Source organism: Mycetocola saprophilus, from assembly GCF_000718085.1.
GTDB lineage: Bacteria > Actinomycetota > Actinomycetes > Actinomycetales > Microbacteriaceae > Mycetocola > Mycetocola saprophilus.
This window is the reverse complement of sequence record NZ_JOEC01000004.1, coordinates 124,879-150,859: the sequence shown is the minus strand read 5'-3', so window position 1 is coordinate 150,859 and position 25,981 is coordinate 124,879. Positions and strand designations below refer to the sequence as shown.

The window sequence follows — 25,981 nt, the reverse complement described above, 5'->3', positions numbered from 1 at the left end:
CATGGCATTCGCCCCGGATCTCACCCTGACCAACCTCGCCGAGGTTCTCAACGCCCTGGGCTCCCCCATCCGATTAGCCATAATTCGCCGCTTGGCCGACGGTGCCGAGCACCGCTGTGGAGGGCTTGTGTCCGGGGTCTCTAAGTCAACGCTGACGCACCATTGGAAGGTGCTGCTGGCCGCCGGCGTGATAGCCCAGCGCCCCGCGGGCAGGGAGAACCTCCTCTCGCTGCGTCGAGACGAACTCAATGCAGTTTTTCCCGGGCTCTTAGATTCGATTCTCTCCGAGGTTTTGGCAGAATCACGAGATAAAAATCGCACAGCATTGCAGGAGCTGACGGACATCTCGGACAGCATGCATTCGCCGCTAACCCTGCCCGTCGTGGCATCGGAATAACGCCCGAGGGTTCGTGGTTGGATGGGTACATGACTACCACCGTGATGACCGCCGACAGCCACGATGAGACCGTCACCGACGGAATCGTCCTGATCGATTTCTGGGCCGACTGGTGCGGCCCCTGCAAGAACTTCGCCCCGGTATTTGAGGCAGCCTCCGAGCAGCACTCCGACATCACCTTTGCCAAGGTGGACACCGAGGACCAGCGCGAACTCGCCGGTTCCTACGGCATCACGTCGATCCCGACCCTCGTCGCCTACCGCGACGGCATCCCCATGTTCTCCCAGGCCGGCGCCCTGCCCGCCCCCGCGCTGGAGAGCCTGATCGAGCAGCTGCGCGGCGTCGACATGGACGTCGTGCGCAAGGAATACGCCGAGCAGGTCGCCCTCTATCACCCGCATCAGCGCCTTCTCTGGGTCGGTCAACATCCACCGTTCCTCGGGATGATCCAGATAGTGCCTGAGCACAATCGCAATGACGTTGACGTCCGAATTCGTTCGCGGTCCAACCACGCGTATTTTCTTCCCCGTATGAGAAGAAACGATGGTTTCCGGCATATGTTTTCTCACAACCTCAATTCCCGAGATGAGATCCCAAGGAATTGCTGTCCAGGCTTCGGCAACGCCGGCTTCGGTGAGGATAACTCCCCGCGGCTTCACCAGGTGGACCAGGACGCCAACAACGGCACCCCAAAAAAACAAGGCGAACGCGCTGAAGAGCACCGCTCTGACGGAAAACGTGCCACGTACCTGGGCACTGGAGATCGTAAGAAAAGCGAATACCGTAGTGGTCACCGCCCCCACAACGACGCCACCGTACCTCATCAGCTGTCCAAGCCAAGATTGCGCAAAACGCAACGAGCCCATTTTCTGCACAACACTCACCGTGCCCAATTGCACTCGATTGTTGATGTAGATCAGCAAGATGAACAAATAAAAAAACGCGACGAACGCGGAGAAATACAGGATCTTAGCTGCCGCAGATGGAATCACAATTCCGAACACTGCCGCGACAACGCACATCGACGTGAAGAAGATGTACTGACCGGTTGATAGTTTGCCAATTGGGGCTGGTACGCCGTCCTCAGGCACCATCCACACTCGTCGTCTTCGTACGGTCATTTCCTCGTCCCTCTAGTAGTTCGCAGACGCGACGACTTCAAAATCACGGGCAATGCCAGCGTCAGCGGCCTTACAGGTCAGTCTTCCAACAGGCTGCGGCGCTTCTCCCCATAGAGTTCCTCCACGCGATCCAACGCGTGGTTGGCATCTGTGAGCATCCAGCGCTCCGCCGGATGCTCAAGAAAGTGTCGAACGACGACCGCAACCACGTTGACATCGGATCCGATCTGCGGAGATGGGATCCGGATCGGCTTACCCTGACGGGTCGTGAGCACAAGATTTGCCGTCCGTCGCTTTTCGACCGAGACCCGTTCGATCTGTTCCCAGCTCAGCCGAAGTTTCCGGTTCCCACGGATGCCAGCGAGCCCGTGTTCGCTCAGATTAAGCCCCCTCGGGTTAGGCAAACGCCAGAGCATATGAACGAGTGCGCACACCATCAAGACCGTCGACACAGCAAAAAACACGGCCCATAACGAGAATCGACCGCGCGCGACAGACAGGTCGAGCAACACGGCCGCGCCAATCGCGACGAACGCGGTTTGCACAAGAATAAATCCCCATTGCATCCCCTCAACGAGCTCCGATACCGCGAAGGACACCCCGTCCCCCGGAGTAACCACGCTCACGAGACGGGGTTTCAACACCGCCGACGTCACACTGAAATTCACCAACATGGCCACGAAATACCCGGCAAGGGCAATAAAGAAGATCCTCAGGTCCGCATCGCTCACCAAGAACCCGACCAAAAGCGCACCTACCGTGAGCGGGCCAAGCATGACAATGATGCCCAGAATACTCCCGGTGCGAGGTGGAGTAGTCTCGGCACCGGACGGAGCAACTCCGCGCACCTGCCTACGCTGTACGGCCACACCCGCATCAGCGCCTTCTCTGGGTCGGTCAACATCCACCGTTCCTCGGGATGATCCAGATAGTGCCTGAGCACAATCGCAATGACGTTGACGTCCGACCCAGTCATCGCGCCCGCCACCCTAACCTTCTTCCCGTCGTTCGAACGCACAATGACATCGGGCATCTTCTTACGGACCACGTCAATTCCCGAAATGGAATCCCAGGCGATCATCGTCCAAGCCTCAGCCACTCCTACGTCACTGAGGACCAAGCCCCGCGGTTTTGTAAGGCGGGCAAGAACCCAGACAACGCAACCCCAAAACACGAGGGCAAGCACCGAAAATATCACCGCTCTCAGGGAAAATGAACCACGAACGAACGCTATCCCGATCGAGAGAAAAGCCAACATGGTCGTAGTTAACGCGGCAACAACCATGCCACCGTAACGAATCAACTGGCCCAGCCACGACAGTGCGAAGCGAAGAGAACCCCGCTTTTGCACGATGCTCACCGTGCCCTGCTGCACGCGCATATCGACATACGTGACAAGAATCAAAATATATATAAATGCACCCGCTCCCGAGAAATAGAGAACCTTATTTCCCGCCGAGGGAATGGTGATTCCAAATCCAATCAGGACTACACACAGAGCAATAATTAGGGCGTATTGCCCGGCATTCGTTTTCCCTATTGGAGCCGGATCACCTTCACCGGGAACCATCCACACCCGTTTGCGCTGTACGCTCATACGTATTTCTCCCACCTAGTAATTCGCGGAGGCAGCAACTTCAAAGCCACGGGCTATCCCGGCGTCAATACTCTCCCGGATGTCGAGAGGAACAGCCGCCTCCCATAGCCATATGGCTCCTTGGCCGATAAAAAACGCGCCCGCCACCGCAGCGCCAACGGGAATGCCGACAATGGCGACGACCGAGGTCGCCGATGCGGTAGCTGCTGTTGCGACTGCGCCACCCGTCGCTGCGCCAGCGGCACCTCCGAGCAGTCCCACCCCCACCGAGGACTGTGACCCGCCCTTAGCCAGCTCGTCGACTGTTGAAACAATCTCAACGGCATAGCCTGCCACCGGCAAAACCTTCAGATATCTGCTCGCGGCACCGATCTTTTCGTTCATCACCTCGATCGCCGTGTTCATCGCCTTCGGGTTGGCCTCCTCGGCGGCTGCCCTCAGTGCAGGATTACCTGATCTCAGTTGCTTGCTGAAACCGTCCGCCGCCTCCTGCATCGCTACCGAGGCCTCACGCATCTCGCGAAGCGACTCCGACAGCGCCCCCTTATTAAGCTCAAGGATGTCCTGGAACAGATCGGCGTTATTGACTTCCATTTTCTCGAAGATCTCCGAAAACTCCGCCTGCTTACCCGCCTGCGAGAGCAACGGGATCAGGTGTTCGGCGGCCCAAGCCGAATGCTCACCATGCCATTTCCCCACCTCGCCCGCGATTTCTTGGAAAGTCTTTATCCTCCGCGCGTATGCGTTCCACCGGTCGATGTCTTCACGCGGCGCATTGTCCGCGGGACACGACATCATATCGGTCAGCGGATACAGGATCTCGTTTCCACGAACCGTCAAGCCCTCCCCCTTGGCGTAGTCGAGCATTCGAGTAAACTTTTCGCGCCCGCGCTCAATCCGTCCGGCACAGGCGCGAAATACCTCGGCGACGTCGTTGGCGAACTGCTCGATCCCTGGTTCCATATCGCTAATTCGCTCGCACAGAGATCGGAACTCGGACCCCGATTCCCCCTCCCAGACGAAGGCAGATTCGGTCCCACCCGCACTAATCCCACGCACAGCCAGTTTGACGGTTTGGCTCAGTCGATCCCCAAGCCAGGTTGCCATTGCATGGATCGAATCCGAATCACCCTTGATCTCCAGTATCAGACGTGTCACGGCTGGACCGCCTCGTTGAGCGATTCAATTTCGGCAACCGCCAGTTCCTCGTTTGCCACGAATTCGGTCAAGACGTGCCGTACAGTCACGGCGAGGGCGCGATTGGTCTTCGATACTTGCACACTCGTCTCGGCCGCAAGCGTGACAAGCATGCTCATGACCTGGGCAAAATCGCCACCGTCGATACCATCCGGAATCCTCGCAAGCGCAGTGTCCGTTTCGTCGCTCGCGGAAATCATGAGTTTTGTGATCTCCGCCATCTGCTCGAAGTCGACGCTGATCTTGCTCATGCGCGGTTCCAAGCGTCCCGTACCTGACGCGGAATCGGAAGGTCGAAACCCACCACGTCGAATCGGATCTCGTCCCTAATACGACCCAGGTCTTCGGTCGCGACCAGCATCCAGGAGCGGTTCGTTCCGCAGTTGTCGGCAAGGCGATCAAGCGCCGTATACACGGGCAGCGCTACTCGACCATCCGAGGTGTTGACCACCACCGGCACCCCCACTTCGTCCCGAATGATCGTGGGCAAATACAGCATGGGTGGGACAAGCGTCCCCGAGTTCTTATTCATCTGACCCCCCGGTCACTTTTATAGATGGAGTGAACTCTCCACGCTAGCGCACGCGACGAGGCACAGGTCTTGGATGTACGGATTGAATACTAGATCCACGCCATACCAGGGCCAACAGGGGTGAGCGATTTCGGACAACGAGGACAGGCGTGGGTATTCGCCTCGGAACCACGGACCCGAAACCAGCCTCCGGTTCGGTCAGCGGCCCAGCCAGCTCCCCGAAAACAAAAATCGCCACCGGAATCCGGTGGCGATTTTTCATGGTGGTGGGTGAGGGATTCGAACCCCCGAAGTCTACGACAGCTGAGTTACAGTCAGATCCCTTTGGCCGCTTGGGTAACCCACCAAATGCGCGCTCAACCAACTTTGTCAGCCAACCGAAGGCGCGTCATTATTCTACCCACGGAGTCACACGAATATAAAATCGAGGGCGCGCACGGCGCGTTTCCGGGTTTTCGGGCGTGTCGCGGGGGCGGCGATCGCCTACACTGGATCCATGGCAGATTCATCGTTCGACATCGTCAGCAAGGTAGACAAGCAGGAGGCGAACAACGCCCTCAACCAGGCCCAGAAGGAGATCGAGCAGCGCTACGACTTCAAGGGAACCGGGGCGTCGATCGACTGGAGCGGCGAGAAGGTACTCATTAAGGCAAACACCGAGGACCGCGCGCTCGCTATCCTCGACGTGTTCCAGACCAAGCTCATCAAGCGCGGCATCTCGCTGAAGAGCCTGGACGCCGGCGACCCCTATCCCTCCGGTAAGGAATACCGCATCGAGTCCTCGCTCAAGGACGGCATCGCCCAGGACAACGCCAAGAAGATCAACAAGATCATCCGCGACGAGGGTCCCAAGGGTGTCAAGAGCCAGGTTCAGGGCGACGAGCTGCGGGTGCAGTCCAAGAGCCGCGACGACCTGCAGGCGGTCATGGCACTGCTCAAGGGCAGCGACCTCGACATCGACCTCCAGTTTGTAAACTTCCGCTAGACGCGGCACAACGGCCGTGGGTCGCATCCGATTGGGTGCGACCCACGGCCGTTTTTTGATGCCTAGCCCAGCAGCGTCTCGCCGATATACCCGTCGGCCGCGCAGCCCGGCGGGATCACAAACACCGCCGAGCCCACCGGAATCTGCCACTCGTTGAGCAGATCCAACTCGGCCAGCGAGCGCTGGATCGGCACAAACTGATGCTCCACATCCGCCTGATAGCTGGCGAACAGCAGCCCCGAGTGCGAGATCCCATCGGCGGTGGGCGGCGCATCAAAGTTGTATCCGCGCCGGAAAATACGCCGTGACGTATCCGCCAGCCGGGCACGACGAATGTGTGAGAACTCGGCGATCACCGGGAATCCCACCACGGTCTTCGCCTCGAAGTCCGGCTCGTCGTGCTCGCGGGACCCGGTGAGCGGAGCGCCGTTATCCAGCTTCCGACCCACCGACTGCTCCCGGCCCTCACGGTCCAGGCGATCCCACTTATCCAGGTCCATCTCGATCCGGCGCAGCACAAACCCGGTGCCACCGCGAGCCCAGGAGGATCGGTCGGTGATCCACACCAGGTCCTCGAAGTCGCGGGTGCCCGGTGCCGGGTTCACGGTGCCGTCGATCTGGCCAAACAGGTTCCGCATAGTGGTCCCCACCTTTTCCGACCCGCGTGCCCGCCGAAAACCCGGCTGCTGCCAGCGCAGCGTGGTGAAACTCCGGGCGTCCTTGAGGAGCATGCGCAGCGCGTGGGCCAGCGTGAGTGGATCATCCGCGCCCACCTGGAGCAGCAGATCCCCGTCCCCATAGGCGGGATCCAGCCGGTCCACGCTAAACGCGGGCAGCGGACCCAGCCAGGCGGGGCTCGGCTTCTCCGGGGCCAGGGCGGCGACCCGAGGGCCGAACCCAAAGGTCACCGTGAGACGCGACGGCAGCACCGCAAGCTCGGGCTCGGAGTCGGCGAGCGCGGCCTTCCCGGCGGTCAACCGGGCGGCATCGTCGGTGAGGATCCGCATCAGCCGGATCATCCCCGCCCGATCCACCTCGGGCCGCAGGTCCAACGCCACAAACGTGGTGTGGGCCTGCGGCACGGTGTCGATGCCCGCCTGATGCGCCCCGAAGAAGGGCACGGTCTCGGCGGCGGGATCGGCATCCGGTGCCGCGGAGGGCCCGGCCGCAGGTGCGGCCGGGGTGCGCGTCAGCACGTCCACCCCGATCGCCGCGGCCGCGCCCACCCCGGCGACGGCACCACCAAAGAGCAGGCCCCGACGGCTGATGCGCGCCCGCGGATCCGCGGCGGATCCGGGCCGAGGAGAATCCGCAGACTCCGCGGTCCCCGGCCGATCCGCCGCGGAGCCTGACTCCCGAGGGGCAGCGCTTCTGTCGCCCTTCCCCCGCGACACGCTAGTGTCCGGTGCCTGGGGTGGGGGCGTCGGTCTCGTAGTTCTCGTTGGCGCCGGCATAGTCCTTCACCGGAACGTCCTGGGTAAGCACGGTTCCGTTGGCGAAGGCCAGGATGACGCTCACGGTGTCCCCGGCGGCCAGCGGCTTGGTGAGCCCCATGATCATGATGTGGTTGCCGCCGGGCTTGAGCTCAAACGTTCCCCCCGCGGGGATCACAAAACCGCCCTCCTTGGGGCGCATGATCATCTGGCCGCTTCCGTTATCCACGGTCTCGTGCAGCTCAACCTGGGTGGCCTGGGCGATGCCCGCGGCGGTCAGGTTCACGTCGGTGCCACTGGTGTTTTTGAACTCGCCAAACACCGCGGACATACCCTCGGGGGCAGCCTTGATCCATGCGTCGGTGAAGGTCACGCCCTCGGGGGCCTTCATCTCGGTGGCGGCGTCCTCCGACGGGCTGGCCGAGGGCGAGGGGGCCGTGCCGGCGCCGGTGCTGGCGCACCCCGACAGGGCGAGCAGGGCGGCGGCGGCAATCAGGCCTACACGGCTGGTCGCACGTACGGTCATGAGTTGTTCTCCTTGGTACTGATGGGGTCGTCGGAAGGGGTGTTGTCGGGACGTTTCCGGGTGATAATCAGGCGCACCACCAGGAAGATAATCGTGGCCACGAGGGCGCCGCCGATCCCAATCACAACGTAGCGCAGCGGCGAATCGGGGCCAAACGAGCCGCCGTCCTCGGCCGAAACGGTTCCCTCCGGTGAGGCGGTGACGGAGGGCTGCGGGGCCGCCGACTCTTGCGGAGTCACGACGGCCGGGGCGCTGGGGGCCGCGGAGCCCTCGGTGCCGCCGGTTGCCGGAGCATCCAGGGTGAAGGGGATGGTGCCGCTGATCGGGTGTCCATCCGAGGACACCACGCGCCAGGCGATGGTCAGCGCGCCGTTGGGCATGCCCGGGCGCACCGGAACCGTGGCGACCGCACCGGCACTGGTGGGTTCGCCCTCGGCCCAGTCGGTGCCCGAGGCATCGGTCACCAGGACCTTGGTTCCCACCTCAAGAATGGTGGCGGAGAAGGTCAGCGTGATCTTCTCGGGGGCCGCCGTCAGGGTCGCGTTGGGGGCCGGATCCGAGGCGAGAATCTGGTCATGGGCCGAGGCCTGGTGGGCGGGAATAAGGATCCCCGCGGATAGGACGGCAACCAGGGTGCCCAGCAGCAGGGCCAGGCGGGCCCGGCGGGGCGGACCGGCGGCGGAGTGGGTGTTCAACATCAGGAGTTCTCCTTGGTTGGGTGGGAATCGGAAGTTGTGGGGGAATCGGACTCGGTGGGTTCGAGACCCGCGGGGGTTTCGTCCGAGGTGATGACGGTTACGGGGCCGTCGGCGGAAGCTTCGGCGGCGTCATCCCGGACCTTGATCTGGGCCAGACGTGCGTTGTAGGCGTTCAGTTCGGCGTCACCGTCGCGGTCGGCCCGGCGGTCGTAACGCTTGGCCGCGCGCTCCTCGCTGCGCATCCACTGGACCACCACGACGATGGCCACCAGGACGGTGGGGAACTCTCCCGCGCCCCAGGCGATGCCGCCGCCCACACCCTGATCGGCCAGCAGCGCGTCGTGGTCGGTGAAGCGCATCGCCGTCCACCAGGGTTCGGCCAGGATGTCGGTGGCCGACATCAGCGAGAGGCCGAAGAACGCGTGGAAGGCCAGGGTGGCCAGCAGCAGGATCAGGCGCAGCGGGTAGATCGGACGGCCCGGTCCCGGGTCCACCCCGATCAGCACCCAGAAGAACAGGTAGCCGCTGGCGAGGAAGTGGACGGTCATCAGGAAGTGGCCCTGGTGGGTGAACATCGACCACTCGAACCATCCCGAGTAGTAGAACACCACCAGGCTGCCGGCGAAGATCGCGCCGGCCACGGCCGGGTGCGAGAGCAGCTTCAGGTAGCGGGAGTGCACAAGCACCAGGATCCACTCGCGCAGGCCGCGGCTTCCGTCGGTACGCACCGGCAGCGTGCGCAGTGCGAGCAGCACCGGACCACCCAGCACGAGCAGCGGGGGCACAAACATCATCAGTCCCATGTGCTGAATCATGTGGGTGCTGAACGAGGTTTCCCCGTACACCCCGGGGCCACCGCTGGTCACGTAGATCAGTCCCACGCAGCCCAGCACCCAGCAGATGGTGCGGAACAGCGGCCACTTATCGCCGCGCTTGCGCAGTCGCAGCACCGTGCGAATGTAGAGGCCCGCCCCCACCACGGCCGCGCCGATCCAGAACCAGTCGGCGTGGAACTCGGTGATCATCCGCCACGGGGTCACCGGCGGCGGCACCTCGAACCCGAGCAGCGCGCTGCGCACAGCATCGTCCACCTCGCCCGAGGTGGGCAGCGGAACCTGCGGCACCGGCGGAGCGCTGCGCGAGAGGGCCACCGACGCCCCCATCGCGATGGCCATGAACGCCACCTCGGCGATGATCATGCGGACAAAGAGTTTCTTGCTGGCGGGATCCTGACGCAGCTTGGGAATCAGCGAGGTGCGATAGCGCGCCCCGGCCAGGCCTAGCAGCACCAGGATGATGATCTTGACCAGCAGCAGCTGACCGTAGGCGGTCGTCCACAGATCGCTCGGCGTGGTCAGGCGCAGCGAGGCGTTGACCACCCCGGAGAAGGCCACCGCGGCAAAAGCCCAGCCGGCCACGATCGAATAGCGCTCCACCACGACCGGGAACCGCTTGCGCGTGGCGTTGCGGAACACCAGCACCGCGATCAGCCCGCCCACCCAGACGGTGACACCGACGATGTGTACGGCGAGGCTGTTGACGGCGTTGGAGTGCTCATCGGTCCCGGCCGCGTGACCGGAGAGCGCGAGCGGCAGCAGGGCCAGCACGCCGATCGCGTTGGCCGCGGCGACCCAGGAGAGGCGACGGGCAAACGTGGTGATGATCGCGCACACCAGGACCAGGGCCAGCGAGAGCGCCAGGGCGATCCCCAGGTCGATCCCGGTGACGTACTGGATCAGGTTGGACAGATAGGAGGGCGCGGTGATCGGCTCGCCAAACGTGTTGGCGGCGGTGAACAGGAGCACCGCCAGGGCGGCAAAGAACCAGGTCCAGGCGGCCCAGCCGGCCCAGTACACGGCGCGCTCCTGGATGCGACTGGTGCGTCCGGGCACGCTCTTCTGGCCGGGCAGGATGAAGGTGGCCAGCAGCAGCATGCCGATCGTGACGCTGGCAAAGAGGTCGTGCATGACGCGGGCGACCGGCAGGCCCCACAGCACGAGGTTGCCGGGGTTCACCAGCGCGGTATCGCGCGAGAGGGCCCCGGTCAGGTTCAGGCCGATAACCAGCGTCACCAGGGCGAGGGCGATCATCAGGGCGGGGGTCAGGATGGAGGCGAGCCGTTGGCTCGGGGAGCGCGGGGAAAGCGTGCGCTCGGGGACGGGTGCCAGTGGGGCATCCGAGGCGGAGGTGACGGCCACGTGGGTGGCTCCTTTCACGGTGATGCGGGGGAAGTCTCGAGGGGCAGCGCGGGGCGTGCCGAAACGGCGCGGTGCACGACTCTGCACACGCGGAAAACCGCGGCCCTGTGGGCGCGGGAAACGGGGGAACCTAGAGGCTAAAGCCCGGTGCCGGCGGCCCGCGATGGCGCAGCGTGGAGGCGAACACCCCGAGCGGCACCAGCGCACGCGGCTGTTCGGCTCGCGGCGGCAGCGGGACCGTGCGCGGGGAGGCAATCGGGGCCAGCTTATACAGCCAGGCGATCAGGGCCAGGGCGGCGAGCACCAGCAGGGAGCGCATCAGCGCCTCCCCCTGGTACAGCGCAAAAACGGTGAGGGCCGCGGCGAGCGCGTGCGCGCCCCACATGAATGGGCCCAGGTGGGCGGCGTGCTCGGCGGCCGAGACGGTGGCGACGATGTCCACATCGGCGGGGGCGTGCTGGTGACCCAGCCCGCTCATCGGCGCATTCTGCACCCGACCGCCGGCACCCAGCACAAACAGGATGTGGAAGAACGCCTGGCTGATCAGCACCGCGAGCGAGAGCCGCGCCGCCGAGAGCTTCTTGCCGGCCAAGAAGACCGAGACCACCATCGAGAGCACCAGCGGAACCACGACACCCACGGCACCGGGCATCGACGCCCCGGCTCCCACGTGGGAAAGGAGGGCCACAAAGGTGGCGATCCCGGCCGCTAACAGGCCGCGGATCAGCCGCTTCCCGCGTGCGCCGTCCATACCCGCCATTCTACGGGCTTGTTCGCTCTGGGCAGACTCGATCCCCCCAACCGGTGTCTGGAATCAACAAACCGGGTCCCATCGAGTATTCGACGGGACCCGGTGGTGCTGCGCTTAGAGGCTAGCGGCCCGCGTTCCGGGCGGCCTCCTCGATGGCCGCATCGGCCTCGGCGGCCTCCTTCTCCTGGGCGTCACCGGCGATACCGGCGGTCAGGGTCTTGCCCAGGAAGAAGTCGGGGTGGCGGAAGCGCTGGATGATCATGATGACCACGCCGATCAGGATGACCGTGATGCCCAGCACAAACACCAGGCCCATGCCGAAGACGCTGGAGCCCGAACCGTAGTCGGGGTCGAAGCTGTCCACCATCGTCATCACAAACAGCACCGCGAGAATCAGTCCACCCACACCCGGGAACAGGAACTGCATAAAGAAGTTCCGGACGCTGGAGAACCACTGCTTCCGGAAGTACCAGACGCACGCGAACGCGGTCAGGCCGTAGTAGAAGCAGATCATGATGCCCAGCGCGGTAATGGTGTCCTGCAGCACGGCCTCGGACACGATCCGCATGACCGCGTAGAACACCGAGGCGCACACGGCCGAGACGATGGTCGCAAACCCCGGGGTGAAGTACTTGGGGTTGACCTTGCCGAAGCGGGCGGGCAGCGCGCCGTAGTGGCCCATCGCCAGCAGGGTGCGCGCCGGACCCACGAAGGTGGACTGGAGCGAGGCGGCCGAGGAGGACAGCACGGCGATCGAGACGATGATCGCCAGCGGGCCGAGGATCGGCCCGGCGAGGAAGAAGAACGCGTTCTCCTGAATCTCGGGGTTCTGCAGCCCGGTGCCGGTGGTGCCGACGCCGGCGAAGGAGATCATCGCCACGGCCAGCAGCAGGTAGAGCACCACCACGAGGATCACGGCGAAGGTTGCGGCCTTGCCGGGGGTCGAGCGGGCACCCTTGGTCTCCTCGTTCATGGTGAGGATCACGTCCCAGCCCCAGAAGATAAACAGCGAGAGCGAGAGCCCGGCGGCAAAGGCGGACATGCTGCCCACGCCAAACGGGTTGAACCACTCGAGCTGGATCGGGGTGAAGTCCACCGCGTCACCGTCATAGGCGCGCACCAGGGCGACCACGATGAACACCGCGAGCACCAGAATCTGGAAGCCCACCAACACGTACTGGAACTTCTGGGTGGTCTTCATGTCCCGGTAGGACACCATCGTGGCCAGGGCCACAAACACCAGACAGGTGACCACGTTGATGATCGGGTTCTTGGTCAGCGCCGCCAGATCCGGGTTTTGGAAGATCTGCGAGAGCGCCAGGTAGAAGAAGTCCACGGCGATGCCGGCGAGGTTGGAGAGCACGATCACCGTGGCGGCGATCAGTCCCCATCCCGACATCCAGCCGAGCCAGGGCCCAAACGCGCGCACACCCCAGGTGAAGGAGGTGCCGCTGTCGGGCATCCGGGAGTTGAGTTCGCGGTAGCCGAAGGCCACCAGCAGCATCGGGATGAACCCGACCAGGAAGATCGCCGGCACGTGGGTGCCGACCGCGCCCACGGTCGGGCCGATCGCTCCGGTGAAGGTGTAGGCCGGGGCGATGCAGGAGATACCGATGACGATCGCACCGATCAGGCCGACCGATCCGGCCCCCAGTCCCTTCTTGGACAGGCCCGGGGTGGCCTGGGTGTCGGCGCTCATGCCTGTTCTCCCTGCGAGAGCATCGACTCACGCGGCACCACGCTCATCGGCACGGGCAGCTCGCGCAGCATCTTCGATGCGGTGGACCCGATAAAGAGGTGGGCGGGACGCGCCAGTCGGCTGGAGCCCACCAGCACGATCTCGTTGGGATCCCACTCCACCGACAGCACGGCATCCTCGATGCGCTTGCCGGTCACGATCTCGGTGGTCACCTCGATGCCCTCGGGCAGCGCCTCGCGTGCCCCGGCCTGCACGGCCTCGGCGTGGGCGTGAGCCCGGGCCTGAGCCTCGGGATCCTCGGCGCCTTCGGGCGCATCCAGTGCCACCACCGAGAGCAGACGCAGCGGAATCTTGGCGGTGGCCGCCAGGTTGACGGCGGCGTTGAGCACGTTCTGCGCACCGGCGCGCAGACCGATCGCCGCGGTGACCCGGGTCAGGGTCGCGTTCGGGTCGGCGGTCTCGGCGAAACCGGCGGGGGCGAGTGCCACCGGAACCGGGGAGGAGTGCAGCAGCGCGTTGGCCACCGATCCGACGCTGAACCGGCCGAAGATGCCGCCCCCGGCACCCACGATGATCGCGCGCACGTTGAGCTCCTCGGCGGCGAGGATCAGGCCCTCGGAGAACGATTCGGCGTAGACCACGTGGTGGCGGGCCTCGATGTCCGCCGGCAGGGTCGCAATCGCCTGGGTCAGCCAGCTCTCGGCGAGCTGATGCTTATACAGGTTGAATCCCGGTGAGGTGGGAACCAGCTGGTTGCGCTCCTCCCGGTCGAGGACCAGGACCAGGTCCAACCCGGCACCGCGTGAACGCGCCAGCCGGGCCGCGAGGGCCAGGGCATCGGCCCCCTGTGGGGTATTTGTGTAGCCGACAACGTATCGCATGAGAGCGCTCGCTTTCTTCACTGAAAAGGGGAGGCCGAGGGCGGGGTGCGGTTGCACCCCGCCCGAATATCACATCCTGTGTTGTGATCCGTGGTGGATCGTTGAGGGACTGCTACTTGGAGTCGTGCCGGGCGATGATCGCCTCGGCGGTGTCGTGACCGACGCGAATGGCGCCGTCCACGTGCTGGAAGCCCTCGGCCGCCAGATCGGAGGAGGACCAGTAAATCGGTCCCACCGGGGTCGACTGCATGGCGCCATAGCGCGCCAGGCCACCCATGTCGAACGAGGTGGCGTAGGCCCCGCGGGTCCACTCCTCGCTGCCCCAGTCCGACTCGTAGTAGACAACCGGGTTCTGGGCCTTCTCGCCGTAGTAGGCGGCCAGCGAGTCGAGGATCGCGGCCTTGCGGGCCTCGGCATCCTGCATGAACACCTTGTCGGCGTGCTGGTCGGAGACGAATCCGACCAGGGTGCCGCGGGGGTCCTCGTGGTTGGTGTTGTCATACGCCTCGTGCACAAGCTGGTACGGGCTGAAGACGGTACCGGAGAGGCCATCCTCGCGCCAGAACGGGGTCTCGTACACCGCGTGCACCTTGATCACCAGACCCAGCGACATGTGCTGGTGCATCTGGTGCTTGAGGCGCGGCAGCGGCGGCTGGTAGTCGACCCGCGAGTACAGGTTCGGCGGCACGGCCATGATCGCGTACTGCGCCTTGACGGTGATGCCGTCGGCGATCGCGGTCACCGAGTCCTCGGTGTACTCCAGGCGGCGCACAGGCTGGTTCAGGAAGACGTCGTCCCCGAGGTTTTCGGCCAGGCGCAGCGGCACCTGCTGGAGGCCACCGATCACACGCTTGTCGAGGATGAAGTCCTCATCCACCAGGTTGGAGAAGCTGCCCGCCGAGGCGGCCATCAGGATCGCCTGCAGCGCCGAGAAGGCGTGGCGGGGCTTGGTCAGCATCGCCTCGGCCACAAACAGGCCGATGTTGTCGCGGGCCTCGATGTTGTCGGTGTTTTCCTCGAGCCAGGCCTGCCAGGTGATCGAGTCGAGCTCCTGAGCCCGCGGGTGCGCCCAGGGCTCGGTGGCCCCGACGCTCTCGGCGAGCTCGTCCAGGATCACGATCAGGCGATCCATCTCGGCGGCGGTCTCGGCGTCCACCGGGAAGCGGTCACCGCTGTAGCGGGTGTGCTTGCCGTCGCGACCGATGTAGATCGACTCGCCCTCGCGGTAGCGCGAGAAGGTGTCGAGCTCCAGCTTGTCCAGGGTCTCGATCAGCGCGGTCTGGTCCGGGGACACCCACTGTCCACCGATCTCCAGCATCGCACCTTCAATGGTGTCGGTCCAGAGACGTCCGCCCACCCGGTCGCGTGCTTCCAGCACCGCGACGCTGAGGCCGCGAGCCTTGAGGTCGGTCGCGGCGGTAAGCCCCGATGCCCCCGCACCGATGATGACGACGTCACGTGTGATTTCGGTCATGTTGCTTCCTTTCCTAAAACCGTCAACTAGCCTTCGAGGCTGGTCATGACGTGCTTGATCCGGGTGTAGTCCTCGAAGCCGTACCCCGAAAGATCCTTGCCATAACCCGACTTCTTGAACCCACCGTGCGGCATCTCGGCGGTCAGCACGATGTGGGTGTTGATCCACACGCAGCCGAAGTCAAGGTCGCGGGCCAGGCGCATCGCGCGCGAGTGGTTGGCGGTCCAGACGCTCGAGGCGAGGGCGTATTCGACGTCGTTTGCGAGTTCGATGGCCTCCTCCTCGGTGTCGAAGGCCTGCACGGTGAGGATCGGGCCGAAGCTCTCCTTCTGCACCACGTCATCGTCCTGCTTGACGCCGGTGATCACGGTCGGGGCGACGAAGTAGCCGGTCTCCCCCACGCGCTTTCCGCCGGCCGCCACGACCGCGTGAGCGGGCAGGCTGCCGAGGATGTCGAGCACCTGGGCGAAGTGGTTCTTGTTGTTCATCGGACCGTAGAACGCGTCGGCGTTGTCCGGGCCCGCGGTCACCGTGGCCTCGGCCGCGGCCACCAGCGCCTTCACGAACTCGTCGTGCTTGGAGCGGTGCACGATCACGCGGGTCGCGGCGGTGCAGTCCTGACCGGCGTTGAAGTACCCGGCCTCGGCGATGCCCTGGGCGGCCGCCTGGATGTCGGCGTCCTCAAACACCACGGTCGGGGCCTTGCCCCCGAGTTCGAGGTGCACGCGGTGCAGGTTCTTGGCGGCCGAGGTGGCCACCGCCTGACCCGCCCGCACCGAACCGGTGATCGCGACCAGGCCCGGGGTCTTGTGCTCGGTGAGCAGGGTGCCGGTGCTGGCGTCTCCGAGGACCACGTTGAAGACGCCGTCCGGGAGGATCCCGGCGGTGATCCGGGCGAGTTCCAGGGTCGACTCGGGGGTCGTGTCCGAGGGCTTCAGCACGATCGTGTTACCGGCGGCCAGCGCCGGACCGATCTTCCAGATCGCCATCAGGAACGGATAGTTCCACGGGGTCACCTGGGCGACCACGCCGATGGGCTCGCGCCGCACAAACGAGGTGAATCCCTCGACGTACTCGGCCGCGGCCTTACCCTCAAGGTTCCGGGCGGCACCGGCGAAGAAGCGCAGCTGCTCGGCACCGGTGAGGATCTCCTCGGCGCGCACGGTCTCGATCGGCTGACCGGTGTTGCGCACCTGAGCGGCAACCAGGGCATCCTGGTTTTCCTCGATCGCGTCGGCGAGCTTGAGCAGCGCCGCCTGACGCTGGCTCGGGGTGCTGCGACGCCAGGTGGCAAACGCGGTCTTGGCGGCGGCGAAGGCCGCATCCACATCGGATGCCACCGACACCGGGGCGTGGGAAACCACGTTTTCGGTGGCCGGGTCGATCACGTCGAGGATGGTGGTTCCGGCCACGTCCACAAACGCGCCGTTGATAAAGTTCTGCAGCTTCTCGGTCATGCTCTTCTCCCGTTTCGCTCTAGCCCAGCGGGGCCATCGTGTACTTGGTGGACAGATACTCGTGAATACCCTCGGAACCGCCCTCGCGACCGATCCCCGACTGCTTGACCCCACCAAACGGTGCGGCGGCGTTGGAGAGCACTCCGACGTTGAGGCCCATCATGCCCGTCTCCAGCGCACCAATCAAGCGTTGTGCACGACCCTGGTCGGTGGTAAAGACGTAGCTCACCAGGCCGTACTCGGTGTCGTTGGCGGCGGCGATGGCCTCGGCCTCGGTATCAAAGGTGGACACCGCGAGGACCGGTCCGAAGATCTCCTCGCGCAGGATGTCGGATCCCGGGGTCACACCACTCAGCACGGCGGGAGCGAAGTAGGATCCCTCGCCCTCGATAGCGGTGCCGCCGGTGTGCAGGGTCGCGCCGCGGGAAACCGCGTCGTTGACCAGGGCCACACACTTGGCGACCGCACGGTCATCGATCAGCGGGCCGATCTGCACGCCCTCCTCGGTGCCGCGGCCGATCTTCATCGCCTGGACCCGCTCGGTGACCCGCGCGGTGAACTCCTCGGCGATCGAGGAGTGCACGATGAAGCGGTTGGCGGCGGTGCAGGCCTGGCCGATGTTGCGGAACTTGGCGGCCAGGGCCCCCTCGATCGCCGCATCCAGATCGGCGTCCTCGAAGATCACGAACGGGGCGTTGCCGCCGAGTTCCATCGAGGTGCGCAGCACGTTGTCGGCGCTCTGACGCAGCAGCGCCTGACCCACCCCGGTCGAACCGGTGAAGGAGAGCTTACGCAGACGCGAGTCGGAGATGATCGGGGCCGAGAGCTCCTGCGAGCGCGAGGTGTTGACCACGTTGACCACCCCGGCGGGCAGGCCCGCATCCACCAGCAGCTGTGCGAAGGCGAGGCTGGTCAGCGGGGTCAGCGCGGCGGGCTTGAGGACCACGGTGCAACCCGCGGCAAGCGCCGGGGCGATCTTGCGGGTGGCCATGGCCAGCGGGAAGTTCCACGGGGTGATCAGGAAGGTCGGGCCCACGGGCTGCTGGGACACGATCATGGTGCCGGTGCCCTCGGGGTTGGTGCCGTAGCGACCGGTCAGGCGGGCGGCCTCCTCGCTGAACCAGCGCAGGAACTCGCCCCCGTAGGTGACCTCACCGTTGGCCTCGGCCAGCGGCTTCCCCATCTCCAGGGTCATCAGCAGCGCGAATTCCTCGCGGCGCTCCTGCAGCAGGTCAAACGCGCGGCGCAGGATCTCGCCGCGGGCGCGGGCCGGGGTCGCGGCCCAGTCGGCCTGGGCGGCGACGGCGGCATCCAGGGCCGCGGCACCGTCCTCGACGGTCGCGTCGGCGATGGAGATCAGGGCCTTACCGGTTGCCGGGTCGAGTACGTCGAGGGTAGAGCCGTCCGACGCATCGCGCCATTCGCCTCCGATGAAGAGTCCGGTGGGGATCTTCGCCAGCAGTTCTGCTTCGGTAGTCATCGGTCTGATTCCTTTCTAGGCGTTGGCGAGGGCGTCGAGGACGATGCTCAGGCCCTCGGCCAGCAGCTCCTCGGAGATGGTCAGCGGCGGCAGGAAGCGGATCACGTTGCCGTAGGTGCCACAGGTGAGCACGATCACGCCCTGGTTGTGGGCGGCCCCCGCGATCGCGCCGGTCAGGGCCGCGTCGGGCTCGCCGGTCTCGGGGTTCACAAACTCGATCGCGATCATCGCGCCGCGGCCACGCACGTCGCCGATGCGGGCGTCGGTGGTCTGAGCGGCGAGGAAGGCGGAGGTGATCTGCTGCTCGATGCGCTGGGCGGCCTCGATCAGGCCGTCCTGCTCAAACGCGTCGATGCTGGCCAGGGCCGCGGCACAGGCCAGCGGGTTTCCGCCGTAGGTGCCACCCAGGCCGCCGGTCTGCGGGGCGTCCATGATCTCGGCGCGGCCGGTCACGGCGGACAGCGGCAGACCGCCGGCGATCCCCTTGGCGGTCACGATCAGGTCGGGCTCGATCCCGAACAGCTCGGAGGCGAACATCGCGCCGGTGCGGGCAAAGCCGGTCTGAACCTCGTCGGCGATGAAGACCACGCCGTTTTCCTTGGCCCAGGCGGCCAGCGCGGGCAGGAAGCCCTCGGCGGGAACGATGAAGCCACCCTCACCCTGGATCGGCTCGATGATGATCGCGGCCAGGTTCTCGGCCCCGACCTGCTTCTCGATCTGCGAGATGGCGATCTTCGCGGCCTCGGCACCGGTGCGGTCGCCGTCGCGGAAGGGGTAGCTCAGCGGGGCGCGGTAGATGTCGGAGGCGAAGGGACCAAAGCCGGACTTATAGGGCTGGTTCTTGGCGGTCAGTGCCAGGGTCAGGTTGGTGCGACCGTGGTACGCGTGATCGAAGGCCACCACGGCGGTCTTGCCGGTGTAGGAGCGGGCAATCTTGACCGCGTTCTCCACGGCCTCCGAACCCGAGTTGAACAGCGCCGAGCGCTTGTCAAAGTCTCCGGGGGTCAGCCGGTTGAGCTTCTCGGCCACCTCGACGTAACCGTCGTAGGGGGTGATCATGAAGCAGGTGTGGGTGAAGGCCTCGAGCTGGGCGGAGACGGCGGCAACCACGCGGGGGTTGGCGTTTCCGACACCGGTCACGGCGATGCCCGAGCCGAGGTCAATCAGGGTGTTGCCGTCGACGTCGCGGATCACGCCACCGAAGGCGGCCTCGGCGAAGACGGGCATCGTGGTGCCGATGGCGTTCGAGACCGCGGCGCGCTTACGCGCCATCAGTTCCTGCGAACGGGGACCGGGGATCGAGGTGACCAGGTTGCGGGCCTGGGTCAGGTCTGCTCCGCGTGCGGGGGTCTCGGACATTGAACACTCCTTGTTACTTGTGGCGTTTAAGGGGATGCGCAACGGTCGGACGTGTGACCGCCCGGAATGGTCCCTCTGCGCACCATCTGCCCCCAGACTAGGCAGGGTTCCCCGCGGCGCGCCTCGACAATCTGTCAAAGCTCTGGTGAATTCTTCGACACATTGGCAGAGCGGGATAGGCTGGCATCATGTCACTCACCGTGGATCGCCTGCTCCGAATCCCCGCCCTCGGGCTGCGCCGGATCGTGGACATCCCCGCCGCCCAGAACATCCCGATCGACTGGGTTTCCAGCTCCGACCTCGCCGACCCCACCCCGTTCCTCGCCCGCCACCAGGTGCTGCTCACCACCGGCAGCCAGTTCCTCGCCGAATCCGAGGAGCGCCGCCCGGTGATTAACGGCACCCGCACCGGGCTCGCGCTGATCACCGACTATGAGAGCTACGTGCAGCGCCTGGTCTCGGTCGGGGTTGCGGCCCTCGGCTATGGCACCGAGGTGCTGCGCCCGGACATTCCGGCGGCGCTGGTGCAGGCGTGTGACACCCACGGGCTGACCCTGTTTGAGGTGCCCTACCGGACCGCGTTTATCGCGGTGATCCGCGCCGCCGCCGACGCGCTGGCCGCCGCCGCCGGGGAACGACAAGCCTGGGCGATGAACGCGCAGCGGGCCATCTCGTTCGCCGCGCTGCGCCCCAACCCGCAGCGTGAAATTTTTGTCGAACTGGCCCGGCTGCTGCACCGGCCGGTGTTCCTGTTTAGCGCGCCCGGACCCGCCCTGTCCCGGTTCGGGCCGCCGCTGGACCCACCGGCGATCGTGACCGCCGAGGCGGCGGCGCTGCTGGAGCGCGGGCAGCGCGCGGCCACCACGATCCAGACCCCGGCGGGCACCGTGAGCCTGCAAACCGTGGGACGGCGCGAGGACCTGCGTGCGGTCCTGGCGATCGTCGGACCCGCCCCCGACCCGGCCGAGCAGAGCGTCATCACCAACGTGGTCGCCCTCACCGGTCTCGCCCTGGAACAGGGACGCGGGTTGCGCCGAGGTCGCCGGGCGCTGCGCTCGGGCGCGCTCGAGGCACTGCTGGATCAGCGACCCTCGCTGACCCGGCTGGTCCTGCAACACATCCACGAGGCGCTGCCGCCCGAGCCCGTGCGCGTCGCCGTCTGGCATCCGGGCCACGGCGCGGGCAACCCGCTGCTGCGCGAGCTGGATGAGCGCGCGCAGACCGCCCCGGGGTGGTGTTTCTTTGCCACCCGGGGACGGGAGATCATCGCGCTGCTGCCCGCCGAAGACGCGGGCGCACGGATCGCCGAGCTGGGCACCGCCCGGGGCCTCGCCGGCGGGCTCTCCGATCCGCTGGGTTACGCCAACCTCTCCGAGGGCATCGACCAGGCGCGGCGTGCGCTCGCCGAAGACCCGCACTCCCCCGGGGTCACCGCGTTTGCCGATATCGGCGGGCAGGGCATCACCGAGCTGCTCTTCACCGACGCCGTACGCGAGCGCGCCCACGAACTCCTCGCCCCACTGCGCGCCCACGACGAGGCCCACGGCACCGAGCTCATCGCCGCGCTCACCAGCTGGCTCGAACACAACGGCCAGTGGGATCCGGCGGCCCGCGAACTCGGCATCCACCGGCACACCCTGCGCGCCCGCATTTTGCTGATCGAGAAGCTCACCGATACCCCGCTGGACACCATGTCCGCGCGCACCAACTACTGGCTGGCGCTGCGGGCGTAGGCGACGCGCGCACCGCGGGTTTAGGGCTGCGCGTCGATATTGCCCATGGTGATGTCGGTCAGCCGGACCGACTTATTATCAAAGACCATCTCCACCGGGACGCTGGTGCTCCAGTTCTGGTTTGCGGTCACCATATGGCGGGTGATGGTGAGCGTGATCGACAGCGTGCTGCTCCCCTCGCCGTCGCCGCCCGAGTTGATGCCGCCCTCGGAGAACACAAGAACAGAGTCGATTTTTCCGTCCCAGGCCCCGTTGGTCTGCAGGGCCACCGCGTCCTGCTTGAGGATCGCGGTGATCGCCTCCAGCGCGGCGCGCCCCGAAGCGGTGGGGTTGAGCGCGGCAGTTGTCAGCTGATCGGCGGCATCGGGCGTCTGCGCGACGTAGAGGGTGTCCAGGGTCTCCTGGAGCGAGGATTCAAACGCACCCACCAGGTCCTGCGAGCGCTCGGTCACCGCCGGTGCCGCGGCGAGGCCATCATCGTCGGGGCGCGGCCACATCAGCCATACGGCCGCCCCCACCACGACGGCCACGGCCGCCCCGGCCACCACGCGCACAAACCAGCGGGATCGGCGTGAAGCCACATTGCCCGCCCCCAGGTCCGGTCGCTCATTTTTTGCCCACGGTGCAATCGGATTACTCACTCAGTTTCCCCCAGAACCACGTCGCCCCACGGCGCTCGCAGTGCGACCATACTATATGCATAACGATCGATAGGATTCGAACATGAATGGTTCACCGAGGGGTCCTCACGATGCCGCCGCCGAACGGGGGACAGCGCTGACCACGATGCGCACGGGGATCATGGGAACCATCGATCGCTCACCGCTGAACCGCACCTTTATCCTCGTCCCGGCCATTATCGGAATTGTGGTGCTCGCCGCGGCCCTCGCCTGGTACCTGGTCTCCGGCCCCGGGTCCGCGGAGAAAAAGCAGGCAGTGGAGCTGTCGACGGCCAGCATCTCCGAGCCGCTTGCGATGGAGTGGCCGGCCGAACTCGACACTCCCCAGGGAGCCTTCAGTGTGCGTCCGGTCTCCCCCGATACCCCGGGAGGCGGCGAGTTTGTGCTGCTGGCCAGCACTCTCAATCACTACGCGGGCTTTGGGATCGACCACCTGCGCGGCGCGTTTATCGGCGCCGATGGCACGGTATTCCGAGACAGCACCATCGCACCGTTTACCGGCACCGTTCGCCTGGAGGCGGAATCCACAACCCCGCTGCTGTTCACCGTGGAAACGGGCGGCAAAACCCTCGGCGACGGGCACCTGGCCTTCTGGATGGATGACGCCCCGGACACCGTGGTGTACTTCACGGTGTCGCCATAGGGCGGTGCCGTCCGCCCCCGAATCGGGGGCCTGTGTACACCCGACGGTATCCCTAGGATTGGGGTATGAATGAGGATCCCGAGGTACGTCGCGAAGAGGAAGCGGAACCGCCCCTGTCGGGTGGCGAGATGGGAATGCTGGGGACCGGGGAGCGTTCCCCGACAACCCGTTCGTTTGTGTGGATCCCCGCAATCATCGGCATCGTGATCGTTGTGGTGGCCATCATCCTGACGCTGATTTTCACCTCCGGGAATAAGCCCAAGGCACAGAGCATCCAGCTCTCACCGGCAAGCGTGTCCGACCCGCATCTGATCAACACCGATGTCGATCTGGAATCCCCCCAGGGTCAGTTCCTGTTCCGGATCATGGATCCCTCCACCGCCAAGCCGGGGCAGTTCACCCTGTTGGCCAGCCAGGTGAACCACTACTCCGACTTCGGCGGGGACCACCTGCGCGGTGCCTTCATCTCCGCGGACGGCACCGTGAACACGAATGTGACCCTCACCAAGTCCGACACCAAGACCGATCTCGGCTACGGCGGAAACACCCCCTACGTCATCGATGTGCCCACCCAGGGCGCACCACTCGGCACCGGTTTTCTGGCGTTCTGGCTCGACCAGCCGGCCGACGATGTGGTCTACGTCTCCGTCAACAACTAGCCGCATCACGCGAGCGCTCGGCAGCAATAACGAGCCACATCACGCGAGCGCTTGGCGCGGTGAAAACCCGCGCAGCCATGCGTCCATCTGCGCGTAGGCGCGATCGCGCACGCCGCGTTCGGACAGGAATACGTCGTGCAGGGCCCCGGCCACGCGGGACACGGTGACGGTGGCACCGAGCTTCAGCGCCCGTTCGGCGATATCGGAGACCACCAGCACGCTGTCGCTGTGTTTCATGCGTTCGTTCCAGCTCGGGGTGACCGTGGAAGAGTCCGAGAGCAGCGTGAGCACCGGCACGTCGATCGCCAGGCCGCGAGCCACCTGTGTGTGCCCGGCGAGGATCGTGCGCAGCCATCCCACCGTGACCGGGAACCCGCGCTCGGGACGCCACCTCTCATCGAAGGCCCACTCGCCCTCAAACGCGGCACTGGTCGCCCGGCTGTAATAGCCAAAGTCCACCCCGGGCAGCGTGACCCGCGGATCGTAGCGCGCGCCCAGGCTCAGCAGCGGTTCCAGGGTGCCGCGGCCCAGCTCGCCGCCCTGGAATTCCAGCCAGGGGGCGTTGAGAATGAGCGCGGCGAGGCGTCCCGGATGCCGGTTCGCCCAGAGGCTCGCGGTGAGCCCGCCGGTGGAGTGCGCCAGAATGATCAGCCGCCGGGTGGTCGCGGACCCCTCGCCATGGCCCATGAGCGTGAGCGCAGCCTCGATATCAGCATCGTAGGTGGCCAGGTCCGTCACAAACCCCGGCGCGCGATCGGGACGCATGCTGCGACCGTAATCGCGCAGATCCAGCGCGTGGAAGCGAGCACCGCGCTCATGCCAAAAATCGGCCAGCTCGGTCTGAAAGAAGTAGTCGGACCACCCGTGCAGGTAGAGCACATCGGTATCGTGGGCGATCGTCCGCCGCGGCAGCACAAGCCCCGGGCGGGATTCGACGCGTTTGGGCCGGCGGGTATCGCGCACCAGGGTCGCGACCACCTCGCCATGGGTGTCGGTCCCGAGCGGGAGGGTGCGGGCCTCAAAGGGCGCACCGAGCACATCGGTTTCCCAGATGTGCTCGGTCATCTTCACTCCCCCACTCGGAATCGAACCCCGTGGTGAGAGGTTACTCGGCCGCGGGCTCGTCGCGCGAGATGCGGATCATCTCGCCGCGGTGACCCACCTTGATCCGGGCGCGCTCGTGCGGCTCGCCCAGCCCGATCTCGTGCTCATCCAGGCGGTGCCAGCCGTCGAGGTCGGTGTAGGCCACGCCACGCTCCTCGAGCAGGGCCGGGATCGCCTCCTCCTCGGGGGCCTCCGGGGTCCACCAGGTGGCGCGGTCGGCCAGCACGTTCTCGATGGTCTCCATCGCGTCGGACTTCGTCGCGCCGATCAGGCCGATCGGGCCGCGCTTGATCCAGCCGGTCGCGTACAGGCCGGGGATCTGGTCGCCGTTGATGTCGTGCACCTGACCACCACGGTTCGGGATCACACCGCGTGCCTCGTCGAAGGGGATCTGCTCGAGCGGGGAACCGAAGTAGCCCACCGCGCGGTATACGGCCTGAACCGGAACCTCGCGGTACTCGCCGGTGCCCTCAACCCCGCCAAAACCGGTGGGCTTGGTGCGCTCATAGCGCAGCGCCGAAACCTTGCCATCCTCACCGAGGATCTCCTCGGGGTTGGCGTAGAAGTGCAGGTGCAGGCGGCGGCTCGAACCCTCCTGGGGCTCCTTGCGCCACTTCTGCAGCACGCGGTCGATGACCATGATCTGCTTATTGGTCGCGATGGCCTCCTGGGAGGCCTCGTCGTAGTCGAAGTCCTCGTCGTAGAGCACCATGTCCACGTCGTTCAGCTCGCCCAGCTCGCGCAGCTCCAGCGGGGTGAACTTGACCTGAGCCGGGCCGCGACGACCAAACACGTGCACGTCGGTCACCGGGGACGCCTTGAGACCCTGGTAGACGTTCTCGGGAATCTCGGTGGGCAGCAGGTCGTCGGCGTGCTTGGCCAGCATGCGGGCCACGTCCAGGGCCACGTTTCCGTTACCGATCACCGCGATCTCGCGGGCGTTCAGCGGCCAGGTGGTGGGCACGTCGGGGTGTGCGTCGAACCAGTTCACGAAGTCCGCGGCGCCGTAGGAGCCCTCCAGCTCGATGCCGGGGACCTTGAGGTCGGCATCCCGGATCGCACCGGTGGCGAAGATCACCGCGTTGTAGTGCTTCTGCAGGTCTTCCAGGGTGATGTCGGTGCCGAAGCGGACGTTGCCGAAGATGCGAATGTCACCGCGGTCCAGCACGTCACGCAGCGCGTTGATGATGCCCTTGATGCGGGGGTGATCGGGGGCCACGCCGTAGCGCACCAGGCCGTAGGGGGCGGGCAGGTGCTCAAACAGGTCGATCGACACGTCGAAGTCTTTTTCGGCTTTGAGCAGGATGTCGGCGGCATAGATTCCGGCGGGGCCGGCTCCCACGATGGCCAGGCGCAACTTGCTCATGTGTCGATATC

24 protein-coding genes, 1 tRNA gene and 1 pseudogene are annotated in these 25,981 nt (G+C 65.6%); 6 read left to right on the top strand and 20 right to left on the bottom strand.

Features of this window, described 5'->3' with window-relative positions; translation table 11 throughout:
* Window position 1 precedes the first annotated feature (1 nt).
* Both IE92_RS0114610 and trxA read left to right on the top strand, forming a co-directional pair.
* Window positions 2–397 (top strand): ArsR/SmtB family transcription factor, encoded by a 396-nt coding sequence (locus IE92_RS0114610; RefSeq protein ID WP_051702001.1) that lies wholly within the window; start codon window positions 2–4, stop codon window positions 395–397.
* A gap of 29 nt (window positions 398–426) precedes the next feature.
* Window positions 427–774, top strand: a pseudogene (gene trxA / locus IE92_RS19005) (thioredoxin); the annotation flags it as partial.
* A gap of 821 nt (window positions 775–1,595) precedes the next feature.
* Here the strand turns inward: trxA and IE92_RS0114600 are convergent.
* The 6 genes from IE92_RS0114600 to IE92_RS0114575 all read right to left on the bottom strand — a co-directional run bounded on the left by IE92_RS0114600 (window position 1,596) and on the right by IE92_RS0114575 (window position 5,190).
* Entirely contained in the window at window positions 1,596–2,294 is a 699-nt protein-coding gene (locus IE92_RS0114600; RefSeq protein ID WP_030149244.1) for a hypothetical protein, read from the bottom strand.
* A complete protein-coding gene (locus tag IE92_RS0114595) occupies window positions 2,273–3,115 on the bottom strand; it encodes a hypothetical protein (RefSeq protein ID WP_030149243.1) in 843 nt (280 codons plus the stop codon). Before IE92_RS0114595 ends, IE92_RS0114600 begins: the two co-directional genes overlap by 22 nt.
* Window positions 3,116–3,130: 15 nt before the next feature.
* The gene (locus IE92_RS0114590) at window positions 3,131–4,273 is read right to left on the bottom strand and encodes a hypothetical protein (RefSeq protein ID WP_030149242.1); all 1,143 of its coding nucleotides are present in this window, start codon (window positions 4,271–4,273) and stop codon (window positions 3,131–3,133) included.
* Window positions 4,270–4,563 carry a hypothetical protein gene (locus IE92_RS0114585; protein WP_030149241.1) on the bottom strand — a complete coding sequence of 98 codons (294 nt, stop codon included), beginning with the start codon at window positions 4,561–4,563 and terminating at the stop codon, window positions 4,270–4,272. The genes IE92_RS0114590 and IE92_RS0114585 overlap by 4 nt, the downstream gene beginning before the upstream one ends.
* Window positions 4,560–4,844, bottom strand: a complete 285-nt coding sequence (locus IE92_RS0114580) for an SAV_915 family protein (RefSeq protein WP_030149240.1) — start codon at window positions 4,842–4,844, stop codon at window positions 4,560–4,562. The genes IE92_RS0114585 and IE92_RS0114580 overlap by 4 nt, the downstream gene beginning before the upstream one ends.
* Before the next feature lie 261 nt (window positions 4,845–5,105).
* Window positions 5,106–5,190 (bottom strand) — tRNA-Tyr (locus IE92_RS0114575).
* A 150-nt stretch (window positions 5,191–5,340) separates the two neighbouring features.
* Here IE92_RS0114575 and IE92_RS0114570 point away from each other — a divergent pair.
* On the top strand, window positions 5,341–5,829 hold the full coding sequence (locus IE92_RS0114570; RefSeq protein ID WP_030149239.1) for a YajQ family cyclic di-GMP-binding protein: 489 nt from the start codon (window positions 5,341–5,343) through the stop codon (window positions 5,827–5,829).
* Window positions 5,830–5,891: 62 nt separating this feature from the next.
* Here IE92_RS0114570 and IE92_RS0114565 read toward each other — a convergent pair whose 3' ends face one another.
* From IE92_RS0114565 to gabT, 11 genes are all read right to left on the bottom strand, one after another.
* Window positions 5,892–7,223: a Dyp-type peroxidase gene (locus tag IE92_RS0114565; protein WP_425411847.1), complete on the bottom strand. Its 1,332-nt coding sequence runs from the start codon at window positions 7,221–7,223 to the stop codon at window positions 5,892–5,894.
* A 1-nt stretch (window position 7,224) separates the two neighbouring features.
* A complete protein-coding gene (locus tag IE92_RS0114560; protein ID WP_043322262.1) occupies window positions 7,225–7,788 on the bottom strand; it encodes a copper chaperone PCu(A)C in 564 nt (187 codons plus the stop codon).
* Complete coding sequence (locus IE92_RS16885; RefSeq protein ID WP_051701999.1) at window positions 7,785–8,486, bottom strand: copper resistance CopC family protein; 702 nt, start codon at window positions 8,484–8,486, stop codon at window positions 7,785–7,787. Before IE92_RS16885 ends, IE92_RS0114560 begins: the two co-directional genes overlap by 4 nt.
* On the bottom strand, window positions 8,486–10,684 hold the full coding sequence (locus tag IE92_RS0114550; protein WP_245601312.1) for a bifunctional copper resistance protein CopD/cytochrome c oxidase assembly protein: 2,199 nt from the start codon (window positions 10,682–10,684) through the stop codon (window positions 8,486–8,488). The genes IE92_RS16885 and IE92_RS0114550 overlap by 1 nt, the downstream gene beginning before the upstream one ends.
* 130 nt (window positions 10,685–10,814) lie before the next feature.
* The gene (locus IE92_RS16880) at window positions 10,815–11,435 is read right to left on the bottom strand and encodes a hypothetical protein (RefSeq protein ID WP_051701998.1); all 621 of its coding nucleotides are present in this window, start codon (window positions 11,433–11,435) and stop codon (window positions 10,815–10,817) included.
* 121 nt (window positions 11,436–11,556) lie between these two features.
* Entirely contained in the window at window positions 11,557–13,134 is a 1,578-nt protein-coding gene (locus tag IE92_RS0114540; protein WP_051701997.1) for an APC family permease, read from the bottom strand.
* Entirely contained in the window at window positions 13,131–14,015 is an 885-nt protein-coding gene (locus IE92_RS0114535; RefSeq protein WP_030149232.1) for a universal stress protein, read from the bottom strand. The genes IE92_RS0114540 and IE92_RS0114535 overlap by 4 nt, the downstream gene beginning before the upstream one ends.
* A gap of 112 nt (window positions 14,016–14,127) precedes the next feature.
* Complete coding sequence (locus IE92_RS0114530; RefSeq protein ID WP_030149231.1) at window positions 14,128–15,489, bottom strand: flavin monoamine oxidase family protein; 1,362 nt, start codon at window positions 15,487–15,489, stop codon at window positions 14,128–14,130.
* Window positions 15,490–15,515: 26 nt separating this feature from the next.
* Window positions 15,516–16,946 carry a gamma-aminobutyraldehyde dehydrogenase gene (locus IE92_RS0114525; protein ID WP_030149230.1) on the bottom strand — a complete coding sequence of 477 codons (1,431 nt, stop codon included), beginning with the start codon at window positions 16,944–16,946 and terminating at the stop codon, window positions 15,516–15,518.
* Between the two features lie 19 nt (window positions 16,947–16,965).
* Window positions 16,966–18,426, bottom strand: a complete 1,461-nt coding sequence (locus tag IE92_RS0114520) for an NAD-dependent succinate-semialdehyde dehydrogenase (RefSeq protein ID WP_030149229.1) — start codon at window positions 18,424–18,426, stop codon at window positions 16,966–16,968.
* A 15-nt stretch (window positions 18,427–18,441) separates the two neighbouring features.
* Window positions 18,442–19,785 (bottom strand): 4-aminobutyrate--2-oxoglutarate transaminase, encoded by a 1,344-nt coding sequence (gabT, locus tag IE92_RS0114515; protein WP_030149228.1) that lies wholly within the window; start codon window positions 19,783–19,785, stop codon window positions 18,442–18,444.
* 188 nt (window positions 19,786–19,973) lie between these two features.
* On the opposite strand from gabT, the gene IE92_RS0114510 reads away from it, so the two are divergent.
* Window positions 19,974–21,518, top strand: coding sequence for a PucR family transcriptional regulator (locus tag IE92_RS0114510; protein ID WP_030149227.1), 1,545 nt, complete (start codon window positions 19,974–19,976; stop codon window positions 21,516–21,518).
* 20 nt (window positions 21,519–21,538) lie between these two features.
* Here IE92_RS0114510 and IE92_RS0114505 read toward each other — a convergent pair whose 3' ends face one another.
* Window positions 21,539–22,159, bottom strand: coding sequence for a hypothetical protein (locus tag IE92_RS0114505; RefSeq protein ID WP_162178513.1), 621 nt, complete (start codon window positions 22,157–22,159; stop codon window positions 21,539–21,541).
* An 82-nt stretch (window positions 22,160–22,241) separates the two neighbouring features.
* Here IE92_RS0114505 and IE92_RS0114500 point away from each other — a divergent pair, with 82 nt between their 5' ends.
* The gene (locus IE92_RS0114500; protein ID WP_030149225.1) at window positions 22,242–22,841 is read left to right on the top strand and encodes a hypothetical protein; all 600 of its coding nucleotides are present in this window, start codon (window positions 22,242–22,244) and stop codon (window positions 22,839–22,841) included.
* A 65-nt stretch (window positions 22,842–22,906) separates the two neighbouring features.
* A complete protein-coding gene (locus tag IE92_RS0114495) occupies window positions 22,907–23,500 on the top strand; it encodes a hypothetical protein (RefSeq protein ID WP_030149224.1) in 594 nt (197 codons plus the stop codon).
* A gap of 39 nt (window positions 23,501–23,539) precedes the next feature.
* Here IE92_RS0114495 and IE92_RS0114490 read toward each other — a convergent pair whose 3' ends face one another.
* Window positions 23,540–24,565, bottom strand: a complete 1,026-nt coding sequence (locus IE92_RS0114490) for an alpha/beta hydrolase (RefSeq protein WP_030149223.1) — start codon at window positions 24,563–24,565, stop codon at window positions 23,540–23,542.
* Window positions 24,566–24,605: 40 nt separating this feature from the next.
* Window positions 24,606–25,970 (bottom strand): FAD-dependent oxidoreductase, encoded by a 1,365-nt coding sequence (locus tag IE92_RS0114485; RefSeq protein ID WP_030149222.1) that lies wholly within the window; start codon window positions 25,968–25,970, stop codon window positions 24,606–24,608.
* Window positions 25,971–25,981 lie beyond the last annotated feature (11 nt).